This is a genomic window from Bradyrhizobium sp. C9 (assembly GCF_002532045.1).
GTDB lineage: Bacteria > Pseudomonadota > Alphaproteobacteria > Rhizobiales > Xanthobacteraceae > Bradyrhizobium.
In genome coordinates, this window is the sequence record NZ_NWTG01000016.1 from 1 (window position 1) to 20,254 (window position 20,254).

Below are 20,254 nucleotides of genomic sequence, written 5' to 3' on the forward strand. Positions count from 1 at the left end.
TATGAATCAGTGATCAAACCACTTGGGAATCCTGAATGTCGATCGGCCCTAGGACGGTACGCCAGCGACAGAATCAAGCTCCAGTCCGGTCCTTGTCTCTCTTCAGCGCGATTCCGCCTGCAACTCCAACGGCCAACACGTACATCCACCCTTCGTGAAAATCGAAGATATGTGAATTAAACAAGGAAGTGGAGACATTCTGCACAACTGCAAGAATTCCAACCCAATTAGCCAACCCACCGCCTCGAAAAAGAAGGAGGTGAAGCGCCCACATGGCGTACAGTATTGTGACGCCAACAAGCCCCCACTGCACAGCGACATTCAACGTTTGATTGTGGGGATTTCCGATCACCTCGCCCGATGCCTTAGTCGCACCACCCGTCGCAACGCGTTCGAACAAGCCACGTGTCGATCCGGTCCCGTGACCGATCAACGGCGCTTCCAAAAAGAACCCGAGGGACTTCTTCCAAAACTCAAGCCTGAGCCCGATAGAGGTCGGAGCATTTTGTTGCTTGTAGAGTTCATACTCGCGAGTGAATTTCTCGGCGGTCCATCGCAATTGCGGCGAGGCATACCAGGAGATCGCAGCCAATGCGGCAAAGGCACACAGGATGACGATAACGCTCCGCCCGCGCAAATGCAGTAATCCAAAAGCTGCAAGCATGATCGGAACTGTTACCAGTGCGGTTCGTGATACCACGACGAATGCCATGTTGGCGAAAAAGCTCAGAGCGATCGCGATGAGCAAGACGGCCGGTAGAATACGCTTTTCACGCAATAGCCCGATGATTGGATAAGCTAGCGCGACCGCACATAACGTGAATTCCTGGCTCTGGTTGATGTAGTCCTTAACAAAGATGCCGCGCTCGGCGTGGCCCGGCGGCTTGAGTGAGAGGCCAGGATGCAGCAGAATGAGCCAGGACATCATCATCAGTAGCGTGCAGGACACGAGGAAGGCCACAAAGACCCAATTGCCACGCGCCGAGCGCTGAAAATGATAGAGCAGGACCGGAAGCACCAGGAGCTTTGCCGTCGGCCCGACTGCGTAGAGTCTGGCGTTCCAGGGCGCATCCGACCACAACGTGCCGACGAGCGCCACGCCGAACAGCATGATCGGCGCCACGCAGATGGGGCGCTTCAACAATCCCCAAAACGCACTCAGGTCAACCGTCGGCGTTATTACGATCAGCAACACTACGCCGAAGATGCCGACCAGCGAGGTCGACCACGGCAGCGACAGCGCAATCAGGACCGCGACTACGTCGGCAGCAGTCTGCCAACGCACCGGGTCGCGCCAGGCCGGGCACGCTGCGGCGGCCGCCGGGGATGTCACGCTCCCGCTCATGCTTTACCCTCGCGCGCCCGCGCAACCAGCGACGTCGTGCTGTGGCCCTGCAGGATCTCGACCAGCACCACCTCCCCGCCGGCGGCCTCGACGATCTCGTGGCCGACCACCTTCTCGCGGGTATAGTCGCCCCCCTTGACCAGCACGCTCGGCCGCACCTTGGTGATGAGGTTGATCGGCGTGTCCTCCTCGAAGATCGCGACGACGTCGACGGCTTCCAGCGCCGCCAGCACCTCGGCCCGGGCGCGCTCGTTCTGTACCGGCCGCCCCATGCCCTTCAGCCGCTTCACCGAGGCGTCGCTGTTCAATCCGACGATCAGGCGGTCACAGGCGCCGCGCGCGGCGGTCAGCACCTTGACGTGGCCGGGATGCAGGATGTCGAAACAGCCATTGGTGAAGCCGATGCGCAGATCCTGCCTGCGCCATTCCTCGACATACGCATCGATATCGCCGCCGGCCGGAACGATTTTCTCCTCGGCTGCCAGCGACGCGTGAGGCAGGATCTTTCGGCGCAATTCGGCGGACCTGACGATCGCGGTCCCAGTCTTGCCGACCGCGACCGCAGCTGCGGCACTCGCGATCCGCAGCACGCCGTCCCAGTCGGCACCGGCAGCCAGCGCCAGCGCCAGCGCCGCAGCAACGGTATCGCCGGCCCCGGAGACGTCGCGCACCTTGACCGGCAGCGCCGGCACGTGGATCGAACCGCCGTCCCGCGTCACCAGCGTCATGCCGCGCTCGCCCTGCGTCACCAGCATCGCCTCGCAATCGGCGAGGACCATCGCGTCAGGTGCGGCCTGCGCGATGCTGTCCTGGCTGTCGGCACGGCTGCGGGTCGCCTCGGCGAATTCCTTGCGGTTCGGCGTCAGTACCGTCGCGCCGCGATAGATCGCAAGATTGGCGCTCTTCGGATCGACGATCACGCGCTTGCCCACCTGACGCGCGGCGTCGATCACGTTGCGGATCACGCGCGCGGTCAGCACGCCCTTGGCATAGTCGGACAGCAGCACGATGTCGGCGCGCGCAAGGCGCGGCAGGATCGCGTCGATCAGCTGCTGCTCGATGGCGGGAGCGGCCGGCGCGGCGAGCTCCCAATCGGAGCGCAGCATGTGGGTCGAGAACTGTTCGGAGACGAAGCGCACCTTGCGCGTGGTCGGACGCGCGGCGTCGCGCACCAGCACGGCCTCGATCCCCGCCTCTTTCGCCAGCGCTTCGGTCAGCACCGTTCCGGCGGCGTCCTCGCCGGTCAGGCCGACGAAGATGCAGCGGCCGCCGAGCGCGGCGATATTGCGCGCGACGTTGCCGGCGCCGCCGATATTGATCTCGCTGCGCCTGACCGCGATCACCGGCGCCGGCGCCTCTGGCGAGATCCGCGACACCTCGCCATACACGAACTCGTCGAGCATGAGGTCCCCGACGCAGAGCACGGTCTGGCCGGACATTGCACGCGAGATCGCTTCAAAATCAAACATCAGTCACCGTCATCCGCTCTAGCGATAGTGATCCGCGCGATCGAGAAAGCCCTTTACATAGGACCCGACCGCGTCTTCCAGGCGGGTAAAGCCGCCATTGTATCCGGCGCGCGCGAGACGATCGACAACGCCCTGGGTGAAGTACTGGTAACTGCCGCGAATCTCCTCAGGCATATCGACATACTCGATGTTCGGCCGCGCGCCGAGCGCGCCATAGGCCGCCAAAATCAGGTCCTTGAAGCTGCGCGCGGTGCCGGTTCCGACGTTGAACAGCCCGGAGACCCGCGGCGTCGCGATCAGCCACATCATCACCCGTACGACGTCGTCGACATAGATGAAGTCGCGGCGCTGATCGCCATCAGCGATGCCCTTGCGATGCGACTTGAACAGCTGCACGACGCGGCCCGCTCTGATGTCGTCGAAGCGGCGCGTCAGCACGCTCATCATCTGGCCCTTGTGATATTCATTCGGGCCAAACACGTTGAAGAACTTCAGTCCCGCCCATTGCGGCGGCAGAGCCTCGCCTTTCGCAGCGCGCTCGGCGACCGCGAGATCGAACAGGTTCTTGCTCCAGCCATACAGGTTCATCGGTCGCAGGCGCTTCAGCGCCTCCACCGAACCATCGTCGTCGAAGCCCTGGTCGCCGTCGCCATAGGTCGCGGCCGACGAGGCATAGATCAGCGGGGTTCCGGTCGCGGTACACCAGTCGAGCAACCGCATAGAGAGACGGAAATTGGTCTCGATCACAAGATCGCCGTCGGTCGCGGTGGTCTCCGAGATGGCACCGAGATGGAGGACGGCATCCAGCCGCCGGCCCTGCAGCCAAGCCATCAACTCAGCCGGCGGCACAAAGTCGGCGATCTGGCGCTTTGCCAGGTTCCGCCACTTGCCGTCGTCCCCAAGAATGTCGCAGACCGCCACGTCGCTACGACCGGCGTCATTCAACGCGGCCACGACGTTCGATCCGATAAAACCGGCGCCCCCGGTTACCAGAAACATGATGAAATCCTGCCAGATTCCTTTGCAGCCGCCAGCTTTGCCCCACTCCTGCGCCACAGGCAACGACGGCTTTACCTCACACCGCGAACCGGTTACCGACTTGGCCGCACCGATCCGGCTTTGGCCTGTTTAGAAATGAATATTGATTCAATATCTGACATCGAAACACAGGATACCGAGGATACCAGACCCATCCTCATCGTGCCCTATGTTTGGATCGGCGATTTCGTGCGCGGCCACACCGTGGTCAGGGTGCTTCGCAAGCGCTGGCCCAACCGGCCGGTCGACCTTCTGACCTCAAGTCTTTGCGCTCCCCTGGTCGATTATATGCCGGGCGTCCGTGCCGGGGTCGTTTTCGACCTACCACGCAGCCGGCTGGCGCTGGCCCAGCAGCGGGCGCTGGCCGCCGAGCTTCGGAAGCGGAACTATGCCACCGCGCTGGTGATGCCGCGCACCTGGAAGTCCGGCATTGCGCCGGCGCTGGCGGGGATTCCCGAACGGGTCGGCTTCTATGGCGAGGCGCGGTTCGGCCTGATCAATGCGATGCGTTGGGGCGAAAAGAAGCTGCCGCGCTTCATCGACAAGAACGCGGTGCTGGCGCTGCCTGACGGCGCCCCCCGCCCGCCCGAATGGCCGGTGCCGCAACTCCGGGTTCCCGCGGACGAGACCGAGCGCTGGCGGCAGTCCAACGGCCTCGGCACCGGCCGTGCCGTCGCGCTCGGGCCCGGCTCGGTCGGCGCCTCCAAGCGCTGGACCTATTACCCGGAAGCCGCGCGGCTATTCGCCGAGCATGGCTTCGACGTCTGGGTGGTTGGCGGCCCCGGCGAGAAGGCGCTGGCGCAGGAAATCGCGGCCGCCGGCGGTGCGCGGGTCCGCGATCTCACCGGCACCGATCTGCGCAACGGGGTACTGGCGATGGCCGCGGCCAGCGTCGCCATCGCCAACGATTCCGGGCTGATGCACATCGCCGCCGCGATCGGCACGCCGACCATGGGCATCTTCGGCCCGACCGACCCCTATCTCTGGGCCCCGCTCAATGAGCTCGCCGCGACGGTGCGGCAGACCAAAAGCAAGCTGCCGTGCCAGCCGTGCCAGCGCACGGTCTGCACCATGAACGACCATCGCTGCATGCGCGACATCGCCCCCGAAGAGGTCGTCGGGATCGCCGAGCGCGTGCTGGCTCAGATCAGCGTGCGATAGACCGCGGCGATCGCGTTCGCCTCCGCATCGAGGCTGAACTTATCCACAACTCGTTGGCGTGCCCGCGCGCCCATCACTGCTGCCGACGCCGGATCGCGCATCAGGGGCTCGAGCGCAGCCGCCAGGGCGTCGACATCGCCCGGCGGGGTCAGCACGCCCGTCGTACCGTCCTCGACCACGAACTCGGCTGCGCCCGCGCGCGTGGCCACCAGCGCCGCGCCCGCCGACATCGCCTCGATCAAGGTCAGGCCGAAACCTTCATTGCGCGAGGTGAAGGCGTAGATCGTCAGCCGCTGATACCAGCGCACGACATCCTCGATCGGAAGCTCACCCGTGATGATGATGCGCGATTGCAGGCCGGCGGCCTCGATCTTCCGCTTCAGCTCATTGGCAAAGGCCAGCTGCTCCGGCACCACCGCGCCGACGATCACGGCGGTGAAATCGGGATAGCGCGGCAGCAGCCTGCACATCGCCTCGACGAACACGTCGCTGCCCTTCTGGGCGCGCACCCGTCCGAAGCAGCCGATCGCATAGCGCCCCGGCAATCCGCTTTCGGCGAAGGCGCTCGCACGATCGGCCGGCGGCGCGTAACGGTCGGTATCGACGCCATGCATCACCACGGTGGCGTCGCGCTTCAGGTAGGAGGCCGACAGCGGGCTGGTGGCGATGATCGCATCCTGGTTGCGGATCAGCCAGCGCGTCAGCCAGGTGTGATGACGCTGCGCGGCTGACGTGAACAGCAGCTTCAGCGGCCAGCCCAGCGCGCGCAACGCAAGCCCGACAATCATCTCGTCATTGCGCCGCGCGTGCCAGATCACAGGCCGCGCGCGCCGCCACAGCCGCATCAGATCGGCAAGTCCGATCGCGTCGATGCCGTCAGGCCGATGCGAGCCGAGCCAGCCTGCGTGAAACATCTTGGCGAGCTTCGGCGCGACCATGCGGTTGGTCGCGGTGACACCCGAATAGCGTCGGTGCAGATTGGGCACGATGAGCACGAGCTCGCCGGCAGGTGTGTTCTCGATCGGCACGCAAGTCTCCGTTTCGTGCCAGTTCCTATACGCAACATTAAGCATAGTGGCCAGTTCGGCCGCGGCGAAACCCCCTCTTCACCGCACTCCCGCTAGCATCATCAGTTAAGGATATCGGGAGAGCTCTATCCATGACCGTGCTTGTGACCGGCGGTGCCGGCTATATCGGAAGTCACATGGTTCATGCGCTGGTCGATGCCGGCGAGAGCGTCGTCGTCGTCGACAATCTTTCCAGCGGCTTCTCCGCGTTCCTGCCCGAAGGTGTTCCGCTGTTCATTGGCGATGCCGGCGACGAGAACCTCGTCGAGGGCGTGATCGCACAGCACGGCATCGACAGCATCATCCATTTCGCCGGCTCGGTCGTGGTGCCGGATTCGATGCGCGATCCGCTCGGCTACTACCGCAACAACACCATGACGACGCGCAGCCTGCTCAACGCGGCGGTGAAGGGCGGCGTCAACCGCTTCATCTTCTCCTCGACCGCGGCCGTCTACGGCAATCCGGACCAGGTGCCGGTGCCGGAGATCGCGCCGACGCGTCCGCTGTCACCCTACGGCTCGTCGAAGCTGATGACCGAGATCATGCTGCATGATGTCGCCTCCGCCCATGGCATGAGCTACGCCGTGCTTCGCTACTTCAACGTCGCCGGCGCCGACCCGAAGGGCCGCGCCGGTCTCGCCACCATCGGCGCCACCCATCTGCTCAAGATCGCGGTCGAGGCCGCGACCGGCCAGCGCGCCAAGATCGACGTGTTCGGCACCGACTATCCGACCCAGGACGGCAGCTGCGTGCGCGACTTCATCCATGTCAGCGACCTCGTCGAGGCGCATCGCTCGGCGCTGTCCTATCTGCGCGGCGGCGGGCAATCGGTGACGATGAACTGCGGTTACGGCCGCGGCTATTCCGTGCTCGAGACCATCGAGGCGGTGCGCCGGGTCTCGATGCGCAATTTCGCGGTCGCCTATGCCGCGCGCAGGCCCGGCGACATCATGACCATGGTGGCCGACACCACCCGGATCCGCTCGCTGCTCGACTGGACCCCGCGCTACGACGATCTCGAGACCATCGCGAGCCACGCGCTGGCCTGGGAGGAGAAGTTGTTCCGGGAGCGCGGTGGCGCCGCGCGACCGGCAGAATCGGCCTAAAAATCAAGCCGTTATCAAGCTGTTATTGTGCTTGAAAAAGCCCCGCCAAGCGGGCAAGGAGGTCCGCAACCCTGACGGCCGGCGCTGCCCGCCGTCAATGGAACGCGGATGGCTCAGTTTCCAAAGAAAATTACCGACGATCCCTATGGCGCGGCGATCCTGATTCGCCGTCTGGTCACGGAACAGGGGATCACCTATTGGCGGCGCTATCTGACGGCGTTCGCCCTGATGGCCGTTGCGGCCGGCTCGACGGCCGGCGCCACCTACGTGCTCGGCCAGGTGATCAACCAGGCCTATGTCGACAAGAACATCCCCGGCATCGCGATGTTTGCCGGGGTCACGGTGGTGCTGCTGTTCATCAAGGGCGTGGCGACCTACGGCCACATGGTGATCCTGTCGAAGATCAGCAATGCCATCCTGGCGCGGAACCAGCGGCAATTGTTCGCCAAGCTGATGAGCGAAAGCATCGGCTTCTTCTCGCAGCGGCACTCGTCGGAATTCCTGGCGCGGCTCACCGCCGGCGCCAAGTCGATCACCGACGTGCTCAACATGCTGGTCAATGCGATCGGCCGCGACTTCCTGATGCTGATCAGCATGGTCGCCGTCATGGTCTGGCAGGACCCGCTGATGTCGTTCATCGGGCTGGTTGCGGTACCGCCGGCGATGCTGGTGCTGCGCAAGCTGGTGAAGCGGATCAAGGGCCTCGCCTACAACCAGTTCACCGGCACCGCCGACATCATGGAGACGATGCAGGAATCGTTGCAGGGCATCCGCACCGTGAAGGCGTTCACGCTGGAAGGCGCCATGCAGCAGCGGATCGACGAGAACATCGCCATCGTCGAGCGCAACGCCAACAAGATGGCGCATGTCGCCAACCGCTCCAACCCGCTGATGGAGATGCTCGGCGGCTTCGCGGTCGCCGGCTGCCTGATGTATGGCGGCTACAGCGTGGTGGCGCTCGGCTCCACGCCGGGCCAGTTCTTCACGTTCCTGACCGCCTTTCTGATGGCGACCGAGCCGGCCAAGCGCCTGGCGCGGCTCAACATCGACCTCAACAGCCAGCTGGTCGGCGCGCGGATGCTGCTTGAGGTCGTCGACAGTCCAGCCAGCGAGCAGGCCGACGACGACAAGCCGGCGCTCAAACTCTCCGATGCGCGGATCGAATTGCGCGACGTCAGCTTTGCCTATCGGCCCGGTGAGCCGGTGCTGAACCGCTTGAGCTTCATGGCCGAGCCAGGCAAGGTCACCGCGCTGGTCGGTCCGTCCGGCGGCGGCAAATCGACGGTGCTCGCCCTGTTGCTGCGCTTCTACGAGACGCGCGAAGGCGACATCCTGATCGACGGACAGTCGATCCTGTCGGTCTCGCGCAAGTCGCTGCGCCGGCAGACCGCCTATGTCGGCCAGGACGTCTATCTGTTCCGCGACACCATCCGCGCCAACATTGCCTTCGGCAAGCCCGGCGCTACCGAGGCCGAGATCGTCGACGCCGCCAAGGCCGCCTGCGCGCACGACTTCATCATGAGCTTCCCGCTCGGCTACGACACGCCGGTCGGCGAGCACGGCGCGCAACTGTCCGGCGGACAACGCCAGCGCATCGCGGTCGCCCGCGCGCTGATCAAGAACGCGCCGATCATCCTGCTCGACGAGGCCACCGCCGCACTCGACTCGGAATCCGAGAAGCAGGTGCAGGAGGCGATCGAGCATCTCTGCCAGGGCCGCACCACGATCGTGATCGCGCACCGCCTGCACACCATCATGCATGCCGATGCGATCCTGGTGGTCGAGGGCGGCGAGATCGTCGAGCGCGGGCGTCACGAGGATCTGCTGCGCCGCGGCGGCCGCTACGCCTCGTTCTTCCGCCTGCAGCATCACCACGACCCGTCGCTGCTGGCATTGGCGCCGATCAGCGCAACCGGCTGAGGTTTATCCCTTCTCGTCCTTGGCGACAATGCCTGCACGCAGCACAAGCAGGACGTTGCCGCCCATGACCTTGCGGATATCGTCCTCGGAGAACCCGTTCGACATCAGCGCCTGGGTCACGGCGGCAATCCCGCTCGCGTCGAAGCCCGTGGTAATCGAGCCGTCGAAATCCGAACCGAGGCCGACATGGTCGATCCCGACCAGGTCGCGGACATGGGCAATCGCCCGCGCCACATTGTTCGGATCGAGCGAGCAGACCGCGCCTTGCCAGAAGCCGATGCTGATGAGGCCGCCGGTCCGCGCCACACCCCTGACCTCATCGTCGGTGAGATTGCGGTTGACCTTGCAGGTCGCCTGAACGCCGCCATGGCTCGAGACCACCGGTCGCGTCGCCATCGCCAGCACGTCGGCGACCGCGGCATGGCTCGCATGGGCGAGGTCGACGATCATCCCCTTGGCCTCCATCCGCTGCACCACCTGGCGGCCGAGCGGCGTCAGTCCGCCTTTCGCAACGCCATGCATCGAGCCTGCGACATCATTGTCGAAGAAGTGCGCAAGACCGGCCATCCTGAATCCGGCGGCGTAGAGCACGTCGAGATTGTCGATGTTGCCCTCGAGATCCTGCAGGCCTTCGATCGACAGCATTCCGCCAACCACGGTCATGCCGCTCTTGCGATCCGCGAGCAGGCGATCGATGTCGGCCGGTGTCGTGATCACGCGAAGCCGCCCGGTGGACTTGTCGGCGAAGCTGTGCAGTTTCTCGGCGTGCCATAGCGAGCGCTGCAGCAACGAGAACAATGTCCGCATCGGCTGCAGATCGACGATGGCGAGGCTCGTGATGGTGTCGGTATCGCCGGCATTGGCATCATAGTTCTGGCCCTTGGGCGACTTGGTGACCGACGAGAATACCTGCAGCGCGTAGCGGCCCTCGATCAGCCGTGGCAGGTCGATATGGCCGCGATCGGACCGCGCGATCAGGTTGCGCTTCCACAACAAGCTGTCCGCGTGCATGTCCGCCACATCGAGCGTCGCCTGCAGGGCCTGCGCGGCGGGCGTGATCTCCAGCGCCACGCGCTGGACCTTGTTCTGTCCCCGGTCGATCCGTTCCGGGGTGACCACAAAGAAGCGAACACCCGAGGCGAACAGGACGGCGGCAACCAGCGCGAGGCCGATCGAAAGCCATCTGCGCATCGGCATCACCGCTTTCGCCGGCCAAAGGCGGTCGCGCTCGGCGGAAAGTTGGCCTCACGTCTGCGCCTGGTGCAGCCGCAGCCCCTAGCCCCCAGCGCCGTAACCGCGTAAATACGGCCCGCGCTCCCTCCTTCAACCCTCCGGGACCCGTTCATGAACGCCGCCTCCACCGTCATTCCGCTTCCCCCGCAGCCCTCGCTCCCCGTCGTCGGCGAATCCGGCACCTATCCGGTCCGCCGCATCTGGTGCGTCGGCCGCAACTATCTCGAGCATATCAGGGAGATGGGCAATGACGAGCGGGCGCCGCCGTTCTTCTTCGGCAAGCATGCCGACATGCTGGTGCCTGATGGTGCGACGATTCCCTACCCGCCGCTGACCAAGGACCTGCATCACGAGGTCGAGCTGGTGGTGGCGATGAAGAGCGGCGGGCTCAACATTCCCGCCGACAAGGCGCTCGAGCATGTCTACGGCTATGCCGTCGGCATCGACCTGACCCGCCGCGACCTGCAGATCGCCTCGCGCAAGAAGGAGCGGCCCTGGGAGATCGGCAAGTCGTTCGACTATTCCGCACCCTGCTCCGCGATCCAGCCGGCCTCGAAGATCGGCCACCCCTCAAGCGGCAAGATCTGGCTCACCGTCAACGGCAAGGAAGCGCAGAAGGGCGACCTCACCGAATTGATCTGGAACGTGCCTGAAATCATCTGGCAGCTCTCGCAGCAGGTGAAGCTCGCCGCCGGCGACATCATCATGACCGGCACGCCCGCCGGCGTCTCGCAGCTGCAAGTGGGCGACAAGCTCGAATGCGGCGTCGACGGCATCGGCACGCTGAAAGTTTCGATCGGCAAGCCGGAGTAACTCCGGATCCGATCCACCGCAGACTGCGGCCCCGAACCAGATTCGGGGCCGTTGCCGTTTCAGAACTGCTCGTGGCCGGGATGGTTGGGGTCGCCGAAGTATCCGCCACCTCCACTGCCGCCCGCACTGTCACCACTGTAATCAGTTCCGAGATAGGGCGGCGGATCGACCGGCTGGCGATGCGGGCCGCCCGAACCGCCCGGGGGCAGTTTCGCGCCGACATTCTTCGGCGGCGCCATGTGAAGTCCGCCAGCCTGCGCGGAGCCCAGCGCGGCAACGCCGAACGCGACAACGGCAGCGAAGGCAACAAGCGAATTGCGTGTCATGCGACGTCTCCTTGAACTCGGGCCGGGGCACCATGCGCCAGCTCCGACGCCGCACGCTTCGCACGATCGCACTGGCCCGGCTGTGATGTGGGTCACGCCCATTCCGCGGCCGCTTCCGGCGACATCGCATCGCCCGGGAAACCCCGGACCAGAGGTCCGGGGCTTTCCGCTGCGTGTGGTCAGCGCATCGTGCCGGGCATGCAGGGCGGCTCGGTGAAGGGCGCGGTTGCGAACGATCCGACGTTCGGCGCGCGCACGCAATCGGTGGTCTTGCTGCTGACCGGTGTCGTCGTCGTTGTCGTCATCGAAGCATGGGCGCGCCGCACCGCAGCATTGTTGCTGGCGGCGGACGCCTGAGCCGAATACGCAGCTGCCGCAACCAGGGCAAGCGTCACGAAGGTCAATTTGGTCATCGGGTTTCTCCGCACGTGGATGAAGCCGACAAGCTCGGCTCCTGTGACCAATGACTGTGGATGCCGAAAAATTATTTCATCACGCGCGATCACCGAACCGCGAGCGCCCGATCACATCAGACGGACCGGGGAATACGGGAACGCGAGAGGCACTCCATTTCGTCAAGGCCGCGCACCAACGCGGCGATGATGGCATGGAGATTCTCATGAGCGATCTTCGACGACTTGGCGGACAATTTGGCTTGGCTGCAATCCTGTCCGCGACCATGGCGACCTCTTGCTTCGCGCAGCCGGCGGCGCAGGAGCCCAGTGCATTTGCATCAAATGAAACCGCGACGCGACCATGGTTGGCGCCGGTCGGTCATCGCCAGCCGCGCGCCGCCGACATTCCGGCAGCGGCGGTGTCATCGCAGCAGATCATCGATCAGGAAGACGCGATCGTCGACCGCAAGATCAAGGGCATTTGCCGCGGCTGCTAACTTCTAGTGCTTTGCTGCGGCCTGCGGTGCCGCCGGACCGAGATGCGTCTTTTCGTACTCGAGCCACAGCTCGAGCAGGGCCATGAATGCGACCACCGCACCCGCCGCGATGGCAAAATGCATCGCGCGGGTGTGCGTGAAGCCGAGCAGCCAGGGCGAGGCGATCAGCCAGCATCCGACGAACAGATTGATCCATTCCTCCCAGATCGAGAACGCGACGATCGCCGCCAGCGACATGATCGCGATCGCGGCACCGCTGATCCTGAGATCGATCGCCGCCGTCGGGTTGGCGTGCGCAAACAGCCACGGCGCGGCGAGCAGGAAGATCGCTGCGACGAGGTTGTAGAGATCGAGCGCGGATTCTTTTCGCCATTTCACCATCTGCTTCTCCCATGCTGCGTTCAACTCACCGCTGCTGATGCGCGGCCGCGGCATTGATGTCCTTGCCGGTGTAGTCGGTCATCAGCGCGGTTGCGACCAGCGTGATGACGGCGCAGAGCGCGATGTAGATCGCGATTGCGGTCGACGAATGATAGGTCCCGAACAGCCAGGCTGCGATCAGCGGCGCCGGACCGCCGGCGATCACCGACGCAAGCTGGTAGCCGAGCGAGGCACCGCTGTAGCGCAGACGTCCGGTGAAGCTTTCGGCGATCAGCGCGGCCTGCGGCCCGTACTGCATGTCGTGCGGAATGAGCGAGAGAATGATCGCGAGGAAGATGATCGACGCCGATCCGGTATTGAGCATCGCGAAGTAGATGAAGCCGAAGATGCCGGTCACCAACGCACCGATCATGTACATGTTCTTGCGGCCGATCTGATCGGATAGATGCCCGAACACCGGGATTGACACGAACGAGACCACCGAAGCTGACAGCACCGCCGTCAACAACATATCCCGCGACATGTGCAGTGTGCCGATGCCGTAGGAGAACACGAAGGCGGTGAAGATGTAGAACGGCGCCTGCTCGGACATCCGCGCAAGGGCGGACAGCAGGATCTCCTTCGGATGGTCGCGGATCACGGTCAGCATCGGCGTGCGGTCGAGCCGACGCTCGGCCACCAGCTTGGCGAAGACCGGCGTTTCCAGAATGCCGAGCCGGATATAGAGGCCAACGCCGACCAGGATGATGCTGAGCGCAAACGGAACGCGCCAGCCCCATGCCAGGAACTGGTCGCCCGACATCTGGCTGAAGGCCAGCACCGCAAGGTTGGCGAGGAACAGTCCGCAGGGCACGCCGAATTGCGGCCAAGACGCGATCAGGCCGCGGGAGCGATCGTTGCGCGCCCATTCCATCGACATCAGCACCGAGCCGCCCCATTCGCCGCCGACCCCGACGCCCTGGATGAAGCGCAGCACGGTAAGGATCACCGCACCCCAGATACCGATGCTGGAATAGGTCGGCACCAACGCGACCGCCGCAGTCGCCAGTCCCATCAACAGCAGCGTCGCGATCAGCGTCGACTTGCGGCCGATGCGATCGCCATAATGGCCGAAGATCGCCGCGCCGATCGGCCGCGCGATGAAGCCGACCGCATAGATGGCAAAAGCCTCCAGCGTGCCGACCCAGGGGTCGGAATGCGGAAAGAACAGCTTTGCGAACACGAGGCCAGTGACGGTGCTGTAGAGAAAGAAGTCATACCATTCGATCGCGGTCCCGACCGTGGAGGCGATGACCGCGCGGCGCAGCTGGAGCTGATGCTCGGATGGCGAGAGATGGTTGGCGTCGAGACCAAGTGTCGTCATGGGGACGTCTCCCTCGGACAAGCCCCCCGGGTGGATTTTGACCGTTCGGGTCGTTTGAGTACGAACGACATGGTCGCGCAGAAGGTTCCATCAGAATGGAACGGAGCGCCTAGAACTTTAGTCGGCCCGGGCGCCGGATGCGCCTGTCAGCCGCCGGGCAGGTTCGTCAACGTGTCGCGCTTCGTCTCATGACAGCCCGAGGGCGCGACCGTCGCTGCGCGGATCGTGCGCCCCGGTGATGCTTCCGTCGGCGTCGATCCGGATCGCGCCCGGATGCCCTGCGAGCGGGCTCTGGGCCGGAATCGGACTCATTTCGTGGCCTCGCTCGGCGAGCACCTTGAAGACCTCTTCACCGGCATCCTTCTCCAGCTTCAGGCTGTCGCGTGAATCGGAGAACGTCTTGCCGAGGAGGAACCGCGGTCGCGACAGCGCGGTGAGCGGATCCATGTTGTAGTCGATCAGCCTGGTCAGCACTGCCGCGAGCGTCTGAGGCTGGCCGTCGGCCCCCTGTGTGCCGTACAGCAGATGCGGCCGTCCGCCCTTGAGGTACATTCCGGGATTGAGCGTGTGGAACGGCCGCTTGCCCGGCTTGAGGCAGTTGGGGCTGGCCGGGTCGAGATTGAACGAGGCGCCGCGGTTGTGCCAGATGATGCCGGTGTCGCCGGCTACCATGCCGCTTCCCCAATCGTAGTAGACGGTTTGCAGCATGCTGACGCAATTGCCGTCGCGATCGGTCGCTGCGAGATAGACCGTGTCGCCCTTCTTGAACACGTGCGGCCACGGCATCGCCTTCTCCAGGCTGATCGCCTTGGCGCGGGCATCGAGGTAGTTCGCCGACAGCAGCTGATTGACCGGAACGTCGACGAATTCCGGATCGCCGATGTAGCGGTTGCGGTCGATGAAGGCCTGCTTCACCGCTTCGACCAGCAGGTGATAGTAGTCCGCACTCCCTTCCGGGTATTTCGCAAGCTCGAAGCGGTCGAGGATGCCCATGATTTCGAGCGTCGTGAGACCTTGCGTCGGCGGGCGCAGCCCGAGCAGTTCTCCGCCGCGATAGCTGATCCGCAACGGCGTCTCGTCGCGGGCGCGGCAGCGCGCCAAATCGTCGGCGGTCAGCGGCGAGCCGATCTGCTTCAGTCCGGCCGCGACGCGTGCGGCGAGCTTTCCTTCATAGAAATCACGCCCGCCGTTCGCCGCCAGCATCTCCAGCGATTTCGCGAGTTCGGGTTGGAGCAGCGGCTCGCCGATTTCAGGCATCCGGCCGCCGGGCATGAAGATGCGCCGGATGTCGGGCCAGTCCTTCAGATTGTTCGCTTCCATGTCCTGCCAGAAGCGTTGCGACGGCGTGACCGGGAATCCCTTGCTGGCGTATTCGATCGGGCGCGCGAACAGCGACGCCCAGCTCTGCTTTCCTGCCCAGGACTTGCGGCTGAAATCGAACGCCTGGTCCCAGACGTCGACGGTCGTCGCCGCGGTCAGCGCCGCCCCCGGGCCACGGACCGGCACCGAGCCGCTGTAGTTCGGCAGGTTCAGCGCGGCCTGGCCTACGCCGGACAGCGTCCGCACATTGCCCTTGCGATCACTGATCACCATGAAGCTGTCGCCGCCGAGGCCACTGAAATGCGGATAGGTCACGCACAGCGTGGCGCCGATGGCGATGACGGCCTCGATCGCATTGCCGCCCTTGCGCAGCACCTCGAGCCCCGCTTGCGTCGCAAGCTCGTGCGGGCTCGTCACCATGCCGGTCTTCGATCGCGCCAGCGCACCCGCAGTGTCGAGGGCCCAGAGCGGTCTCGGCGCCGCCGCAGCAACGGCCGTGAGCATCGACCCGACCAGCAACTCCCTGCGCGACATGCCAAGATTGGCCATTTGTCCTCCCCTCGTTTTCCTTGTTGCGTCGACATCGTTCTGCGGCCGCGCGCTGCGGAGACCGCACGACGCCGAGATCCCGAAGGACAACGCTTGGTATTTGGTATACCAATATTGAAGGAAACTCTTACTTCGGTCAAGCCGCAGCGCGGAGGAGGTACCCGGCCCTCCCGACCCTGTCAGCGACGGTCTTGCCTGGCACCGGTCGACCGATGCGCAGGTCGCCGAAGCGGAGATGCCGCCTGCAACGGGCCGGACGACACTGTTGACCGAGCGGAAGCTGCCGCCCGAGGCCAGCCGACGCGCGGCTCTAGGTCCGATCGCTGCGCCGATACGGCACGTAGCGCGGCGTCCAGACCTTGGCCTGGATGCGCGCCTCGACCTCGTCGATCGGGATGTCCTTGGCAAGCCCTTCCTTGTGCGCCTGCAGCGCGACCGCCAAGGCAACCGTCAGCGACACATCGCGCAACGCGCTGACCGGCGGCAGCAGATTGTGCTTCGGGTTGCTGCGCGCCGGCGAGACGCTGGCCAGCGCCTTGGCGGCGGCCATGAACATGCCGTCGCTGACCCGGCTGGCGCCGACCGCAAGCGCGCCGACGCCGACGCCCGGGAAGATGTAGGAGTTGTTGGTCTGATCGACCTTGAAGCGCGCGCCCTCGCGCATGATCGGCGGGAACGGGCTGCCGACGCCGATCAGCGCCCGCCCCTCGGTCCACGCCTCGATATCGGAAGGCGTCGCCTCCTCGCGCGAGGTCGGGTTGGACAGCGGGAAGATCACCGGCCGCTTGTTGCATTCGGCCATCGCGCGGACAATCGGCTCGGAGAACGCACCGGCCTGGCCGGAGACGCCGATCAGCACGGTCGGCCTGGCGTTGCGCACGACGTCGAGCAGCGCGATCTTGTCGGGATGGCTGAGCTGCCAGCCCGCGATCGCCTGCTTGCTCTGGACGAAAGGCAGCTGGAACGGGGCGAGCCCGCCCATGCCCTCGAGCAGCAGCCCATCGCGATCGACCATGAAGAAGCGCTTCGCCGCCTCGCTCTCGGACAGGCCGGCATCGATCATCGCAGCGCGAATCAGGCTGGCGATGCCGCAACCGGCGGAGCCCGCGCCAAACACCGCGACGCGCTGCTCGGTCAGCGGCACGCCGGTGACGTTGATGGCGGACAGCAAGGCGCCGGTCGCGACCGCTGCAGTGCCCTGAATGTCGTCATTGAAGGTCAGGAGCCGGTCGCGATAGCGCTCGAGCATGCGCGTTGCGTTGTTCTTGGCAAAGTCCTCCCATTGCAGCAGGACGCGCGGCCAGCGCTTCACCACCGCCGCGACGAACGCCTCGATGAAATCGTCATAGGCCTCACCGCGAATGCGCTCGTTGCGCCAGCCGATATAGAGCGGATCGGCCAGGCAGTCCGGATTGTCGGTGCCGACGTCGAGCAGGATCGGCAACGTCGTCGCCGGATGCAGACCGCCGCACCCGGTGTAGAGCGCGAGCTTGCCGATCGGGATGCCCATGCCGCCGGCGCCCTGGTCACCGAGGCCGAGGATGCGCTCGCCGTCGGTGACGACGATCGCCTCGACGTGATCGAAGCGCGGATGGGCGAAAATGCGGTCGATCCGGTGCTGGTGCGGAATGCTCAGGAACAGCCCGCGCGGCTTGCGAAACAGCCGGCTGAATTTTTGGCAGCCCTCGCCGACGGTCGGCGTATAGACGATCGGCAACAGCTCTTCCAGATTGCCGACCAGGAGCGCGTAGAACAGCGTCTCGTTGGTGTCCTGCAGTTCGCGCAAGAAGGCATAACGCTCGATGTCGGTCTCGTAGCCGCGCAGCGCCTCGAGGCGGCGCGAGACCTGCTCATCCAGCGTCAGGATATTGGGCGGCAGCAGGCCGTGCAGGTCGAACGCCTCACGCTCGGCCTCGGAGAACGCCGTGCCCTTGTTCAACTGCGGATCGGCCAACAGCTCGTAACCGCTCAGCGCAGTCGTGGCAAAAGCTGCAGTGGTCTCGGACATGAGAGGGCCTTTCGATACGGAATCCCGGCCAGACTTTAGCACTTGGGTGCGAGCGACCGGAACCCGAACCCCGCCCTTCTCGCCAAGTTCTTATCGGCCCATGAGGCCGGATCGATTGCCTCGCAGCCGTTGGTGACAGCGCGATGACGCCAGTGCCGGTGTCCGGCTTGCATCGGCCACGCAGCCGCTCTGGATCGTCAAACCAACCACATCGCGAGAGCGTGATCCATGGATGACGCGGCGACGCTCCATGTGCATCCCCGTCGCGCAACAGCGATCAGGAACCGACACCCGGTCCATGTCAAAATCGCAACGCAGGCTGCGCAACTTGCGTTCTGGTTCGACGCGACGCGCGCCGATACTGTCCGGCAAAATTACAGGTGAGGAAAAACGAATCATGCCGGAAATGGAGCTTGCGACGCCACGTCTGAAATCGATTCAGCGCGTCGCGCTGGCTTTGCTGGTCGTTGCAGGGGTCGTCAACTACATCGATCGCGCGACCCTCGCAGTTGCCAATCCGCTGATCCGCGAGGAACTCGGATTGTCCATCGCGGACATGGGCTATCTGCTTTCTGCGTTCCTCTGGGCCTATGCGTTCTCGCAACTGCCCACCGGCGCGATGGTCGACCGACTGGGTCCCCGCCTTCTTCTCACCATGGGCCTCAGCCTGTGGTCGTTCGCGCAGCTCATCGGCGGGCTGGTGCAGAATTTCGGCCAATTCTTCGGCGCCCGCGTCCTGCTCGGAATTGGCGAAGCCCCGCAATTTCCGACCGGTGCGCGCGTGGTCCGCGACTGGTTCAATCAGCGCGACCGAGGCCTTGCGACCGGCGTGTTCAATTGCGCGTCATCGCTCGGTACGGCGATCGCCGTGCCGCTGCTGACCTATCTGATGCTGACATTCGGCTGGCGCGTCATGTTCGTGATCATGGGCATCGCCGGCCTCGTCGTCGCCGCCTGCTGGTATGCGCTCTATCGCAACCCCGAGCAGGTTGCGCTCACGACGCACGAGAACGCCTATCGGACACAAGGCGATCCACCCGGGCAACGCACCAAGGTCACGTTCCGCGACTGGTCGCTGTTGTTCCGCTTCCGCACCACCTGGGGCATGATCTTCGGCTATTTCGGCTGCATCTATTTGACCTGGATCTACACCGCCTGGCTGCCGGGTTATCTTGAGATCGAACGCCACATGAGCGTGAAATACACCGGATGGGCCGCCGCGGTGCCGTTCGCCTGCGGGGTCGTCGGCGGTGTCGTCGGCGGATACATCGCCGACATCCTGGTGCGGCGCGGCGTCGAGCCGCTCAGGAGCCGGCGCTATCCGGCCGCGATCTCGCTGCTTGGAACGGCCGCCTGCACGGTAGCTGCCGCCTACGTCGAGAGCAACGCACTGGCGATCGCCTTCATTTCGATCTCGCTGTTTCTGGTCTATGTGACCAGCACCTGCGCCTGGGCCTTGAGTTCGGTCGCAGTCCCGACCAATTGCACCGCCTCGATCGGCTCGGTGCAGAACTTCGGCGGATATCTCGGCGGAGCGCTGGCGCCGACCGTGACCGGCCTGATCGTGCAGAAGACCGGTTCGTTCGTGCCGGCGCTGGTCGTCGGGGCCTTGATCGGCGTCGTCTCGGCGGGATGCTATCTGTTCATCGTCGACCAGCCGATCACGGCGGCCGACATGGATGCCGCTTCCGACGCCATCGATTCGCTCGGCGTCGGCGCCAATCGGGAACCGTAAGTTCGAACAGCGCAACGCAGTCCTGGAAAACAAAAGCCTCGGAGTTCGCTCCGAGGTTTTTGCGTTCAAGGCGGCATACCTTGGTATAGCCCCTCTGATTCCTTGTGATGCCCTGTGCTTACGCTCGTACAGTTGAGCGTCGAGGCGAGACTCTTATGCTCGATGGCGATCCTCGTTCCACAGCGGGCGCGAGTTGAGTTCTGTGATCGGGATCACTGCGCCGAGGCGTGAAGCGCAGCACTATCACGCGTAGCAAGTGTCGACTGGAACGCGGGTTCTCGAGGAACACTCACATGATCGTCAACATTCAGAAGCTGAACGGCCTGTGGCACCTCATCGTCGGGTCGTGCACGATCCGCACGCCGTTCCTGGAAACCCAGAACCGGGAGTGGGTTGTCGCCTATGCCCGGCGGGTCTACCCCGGCGCCAAGGTTTTCGAACGCGACTGATGCGGTTGCGCCCCCACAGCTCACGCCCCAGACACAAAAAGCCCCGGTTCGCTCCGGGGCTTTTGCGTTCAACGCGGCG

The 20,254-nt window shown here is 64.6% G+C and carries 18 protein-coding genes; 7 read left to right on the plus strand and 11 right to left on the minus strand.

Features of this window, described 5'->3' with window-relative positions; translation table 11 throughout:
• Positions 1-73: 73 nt before the first annotated feature.
• The 3 genes from CO675_RS26500 to rfaD are packed head-to-tail and all read right to left on the minus strand — an operon-like array spanning position 74 to position 3,813.
• On the minus strand, positions 74-1,345 hold the full coding sequence (locus CO675_RS26500) for an O-antigen ligase family protein (RefSeq protein WP_097674789.1): 1,272 nt from the start codon (positions 1,343-1,345) through the stop codon (positions 74-76).
• Positions 1,342-2,814 carry a D-glycero-beta-D-manno-heptose-7-phosphate kinase gene (gene rfaE1 / locus CO675_RS26505; RefSeq protein ID WP_097674790.1) on the minus strand — a complete coding sequence of 491 codons (1,473 nt, stop codon included), beginning with the start codon at positions 2,812-2,814 and terminating at the stop codon, positions 1,342-1,344. Before rfaE1 ends, CO675_RS26500 begins: the two co-directional genes overlap by 4 nt.
• 18 nt (positions 2,815-2,832) lie before the next feature.
• Positions 2,833-3,813 carry an ADP-glyceromanno-heptose 6-epimerase gene (gene rfaD / locus CO675_RS26510; protein ID WP_097674941.1) on the minus strand — a complete coding sequence of 327 codons (981 nt, stop codon included), beginning with the start codon at positions 3,811-3,813 and terminating at the stop codon, positions 2,833-2,835.
• Between the two features lie 135 nt (positions 3,814-3,948).
• On the opposite strand from rfaD, the gene waaF reads away from it, so the two are divergent.
• Positions 3,949-5,013, plus strand: coding sequence for a lipopolysaccharide heptosyltransferase II (waaF, locus tag CO675_RS26515; RefSeq protein ID WP_097674791.1), 1,065 nt, complete (start codon positions 3,949-3,951; stop codon positions 5,011-5,013).
• On the opposite strand, the gene CO675_RS26520 is transcribed toward waaF, so the two are convergent.
• Positions 4,995-6,035 carry a glycosyltransferase family 4 protein gene (locus CO675_RS26520; RefSeq protein WP_097674942.1) on the minus strand — a complete coding sequence of 347 codons (1,041 nt, stop codon included), beginning with the start codon at positions 6,033-6,035 and terminating at the stop codon, positions 4,995-4,997. The two genes, waaF and CO675_RS26520, sit on opposite strands and share 19 nt — an antisense overlap.
• A gap of 137 nt (positions 6,036-6,172) precedes the next feature.
• Here CO675_RS26520 and galE point away from each other — a divergent pair, with 137 nt between their 5' ends.
• Both galE and CO675_RS26530 read left to right on the plus strand, forming a co-directional pair.
• On the plus strand, positions 6,173-7,186 hold the full coding sequence (gene galE, locus CO675_RS26525; protein WP_097674792.1) for a UDP-glucose 4-epimerase GalE: 1,014 nt from the start codon (positions 6,173-6,175) through the stop codon (positions 7,184-7,186).
• A gap of 108 nt (positions 7,187-7,294) precedes the next feature.
• On the plus strand, positions 7,295-9,106 hold the full coding sequence (locus tag CO675_RS26530; RefSeq protein WP_097674793.1) for an ABC transporter ATP-binding protein: 1,812 nt from the start codon (positions 7,295-7,297) through the stop codon (positions 9,104-9,106).
• Positions 9,107-9,109: 3 nt separating this feature from the next.
• On the opposite strand, the gene CO675_RS26535 is transcribed toward CO675_RS26530, so the two are convergent.
• Complete coding sequence (locus CO675_RS26535; RefSeq protein ID WP_097674943.1) at positions 9,110-10,297, minus strand: dipeptidase; 1,188 nt, start codon at positions 10,295-10,297, stop codon at positions 9,110-9,112.
• A gap of 153 nt (positions 10,298-10,450) precedes the next feature.
• On the opposite strand from CO675_RS26535, the gene CO675_RS26540 reads away from it, so the two are divergent.
• Entirely contained in the window at positions 10,451-11,152 is a 702-nt protein-coding gene (locus tag CO675_RS26540) for a fumarylacetoacetate hydrolase family protein (RefSeq protein ID WP_097674794.1), read from the plus strand.
• 59 nt (positions 11,153-11,211) lie between these two features.
• Here CO675_RS26540 and CO675_RS26545 read toward each other — a convergent pair whose 3' ends face one another.
• Together CO675_RS26545 and CO675_RS26550 are read right to left on the minus strand one after the other, a co-directional pair.
• Positions 11,212-11,478, minus strand: coding sequence for a hypothetical protein (locus CO675_RS26545; RefSeq protein ID WP_097674795.1), 267 nt, complete (start codon positions 11,476-11,478; stop codon positions 11,212-11,214).
• Between the two features lie 179 nt (positions 11,479-11,657).
• The gene (locus CO675_RS26550) at positions 11,658-11,891 is read right to left on the minus strand and encodes a hypothetical protein (protein ID WP_097674796.1); all 234 of its coding nucleotides are present in this window, start codon (positions 11,889-11,891) and stop codon (positions 11,658-11,660) included.
• Positions 11,892-11,941: 50 nt separating this feature from the next.
• On the opposite strand from CO675_RS26550, the gene CO675_RS41550 reads away from it, so the two are divergent.
• On the plus strand, positions 11,942-12,370 hold the full coding sequence (locus CO675_RS41550; protein ID WP_245452926.1) for a hypothetical protein: 429 nt from the start codon (positions 11,942-11,944) through the stop codon (positions 12,368-12,370).
• Between the two features lie 3 nt (positions 12,371-12,373).
• Here CO675_RS41550 and CO675_RS26560 read toward each other — a convergent pair whose 3' ends face one another.
• The 4 genes from CO675_RS26560 to CO675_RS26575 all read right to left on the minus strand — a co-directional run bounded on the left by CO675_RS26560 (position 12,374) and on the right by CO675_RS26575 (position 17,991).
• Entirely contained in the window at positions 12,374-12,751 is a 378-nt protein-coding gene (locus CO675_RS26560; protein ID WP_245452927.1) for an SPW repeat protein, read from the minus strand.
• Between the two features lie 25 nt (positions 12,752-12,776).
• Positions 12,777-14,114, minus strand: a complete 1,338-nt coding sequence (locus tag CO675_RS26565; RefSeq protein WP_097674798.1) for an MFS transporter — start codon at positions 14,112-14,114, stop codon at positions 12,777-12,779.
• A 186-nt stretch (positions 14,115-14,300) separates the two neighbouring features.
• The gene (gene ggt / locus CO675_RS26570) at positions 14,301-15,983 is read right to left on the minus strand and encodes a gamma-glutamyltransferase (protein WP_097674799.1); all 1,683 of its coding nucleotides are present in this window, start codon (positions 15,981-15,983) and stop codon (positions 14,301-14,303) included.
• A gap of 310 nt (positions 15,984-16,293) precedes the next feature.
• Positions 16,294-17,991, minus strand: a complete 1,698-nt coding sequence (locus CO675_RS26575) for an NAD-dependent malic enzyme (RefSeq protein WP_097674800.1) — start codon at positions 17,989-17,991, stop codon at positions 16,294-16,296.
• A 397-nt stretch (positions 17,992-18,388) separates the two neighbouring features.
• Here CO675_RS26575 and CO675_RS26580 point away from each other — a divergent pair, with 397 nt between their 5' ends.
• The gene (locus CO675_RS26580) at positions 18,389-19,726 is read left to right on the plus strand and encodes an MFS transporter (RefSeq protein ID WP_245452928.1); all 1,338 of its coding nucleotides are present in this window, start codon (positions 18,389-18,391) and stop codon (positions 19,724-19,726) included.
• Positions 19,727-20,019: 293 nt separating this feature from the next.
• On the plus strand, positions 20,020-20,175 hold the full coding sequence (locus CO675_RS41110; protein WP_198964751.1) for a hypothetical protein: 156 nt from the start codon (positions 20,020-20,022) through the stop codon (positions 20,173-20,175).
• Positions 20,176-20,254: the final 79 nt, after the last annotated feature.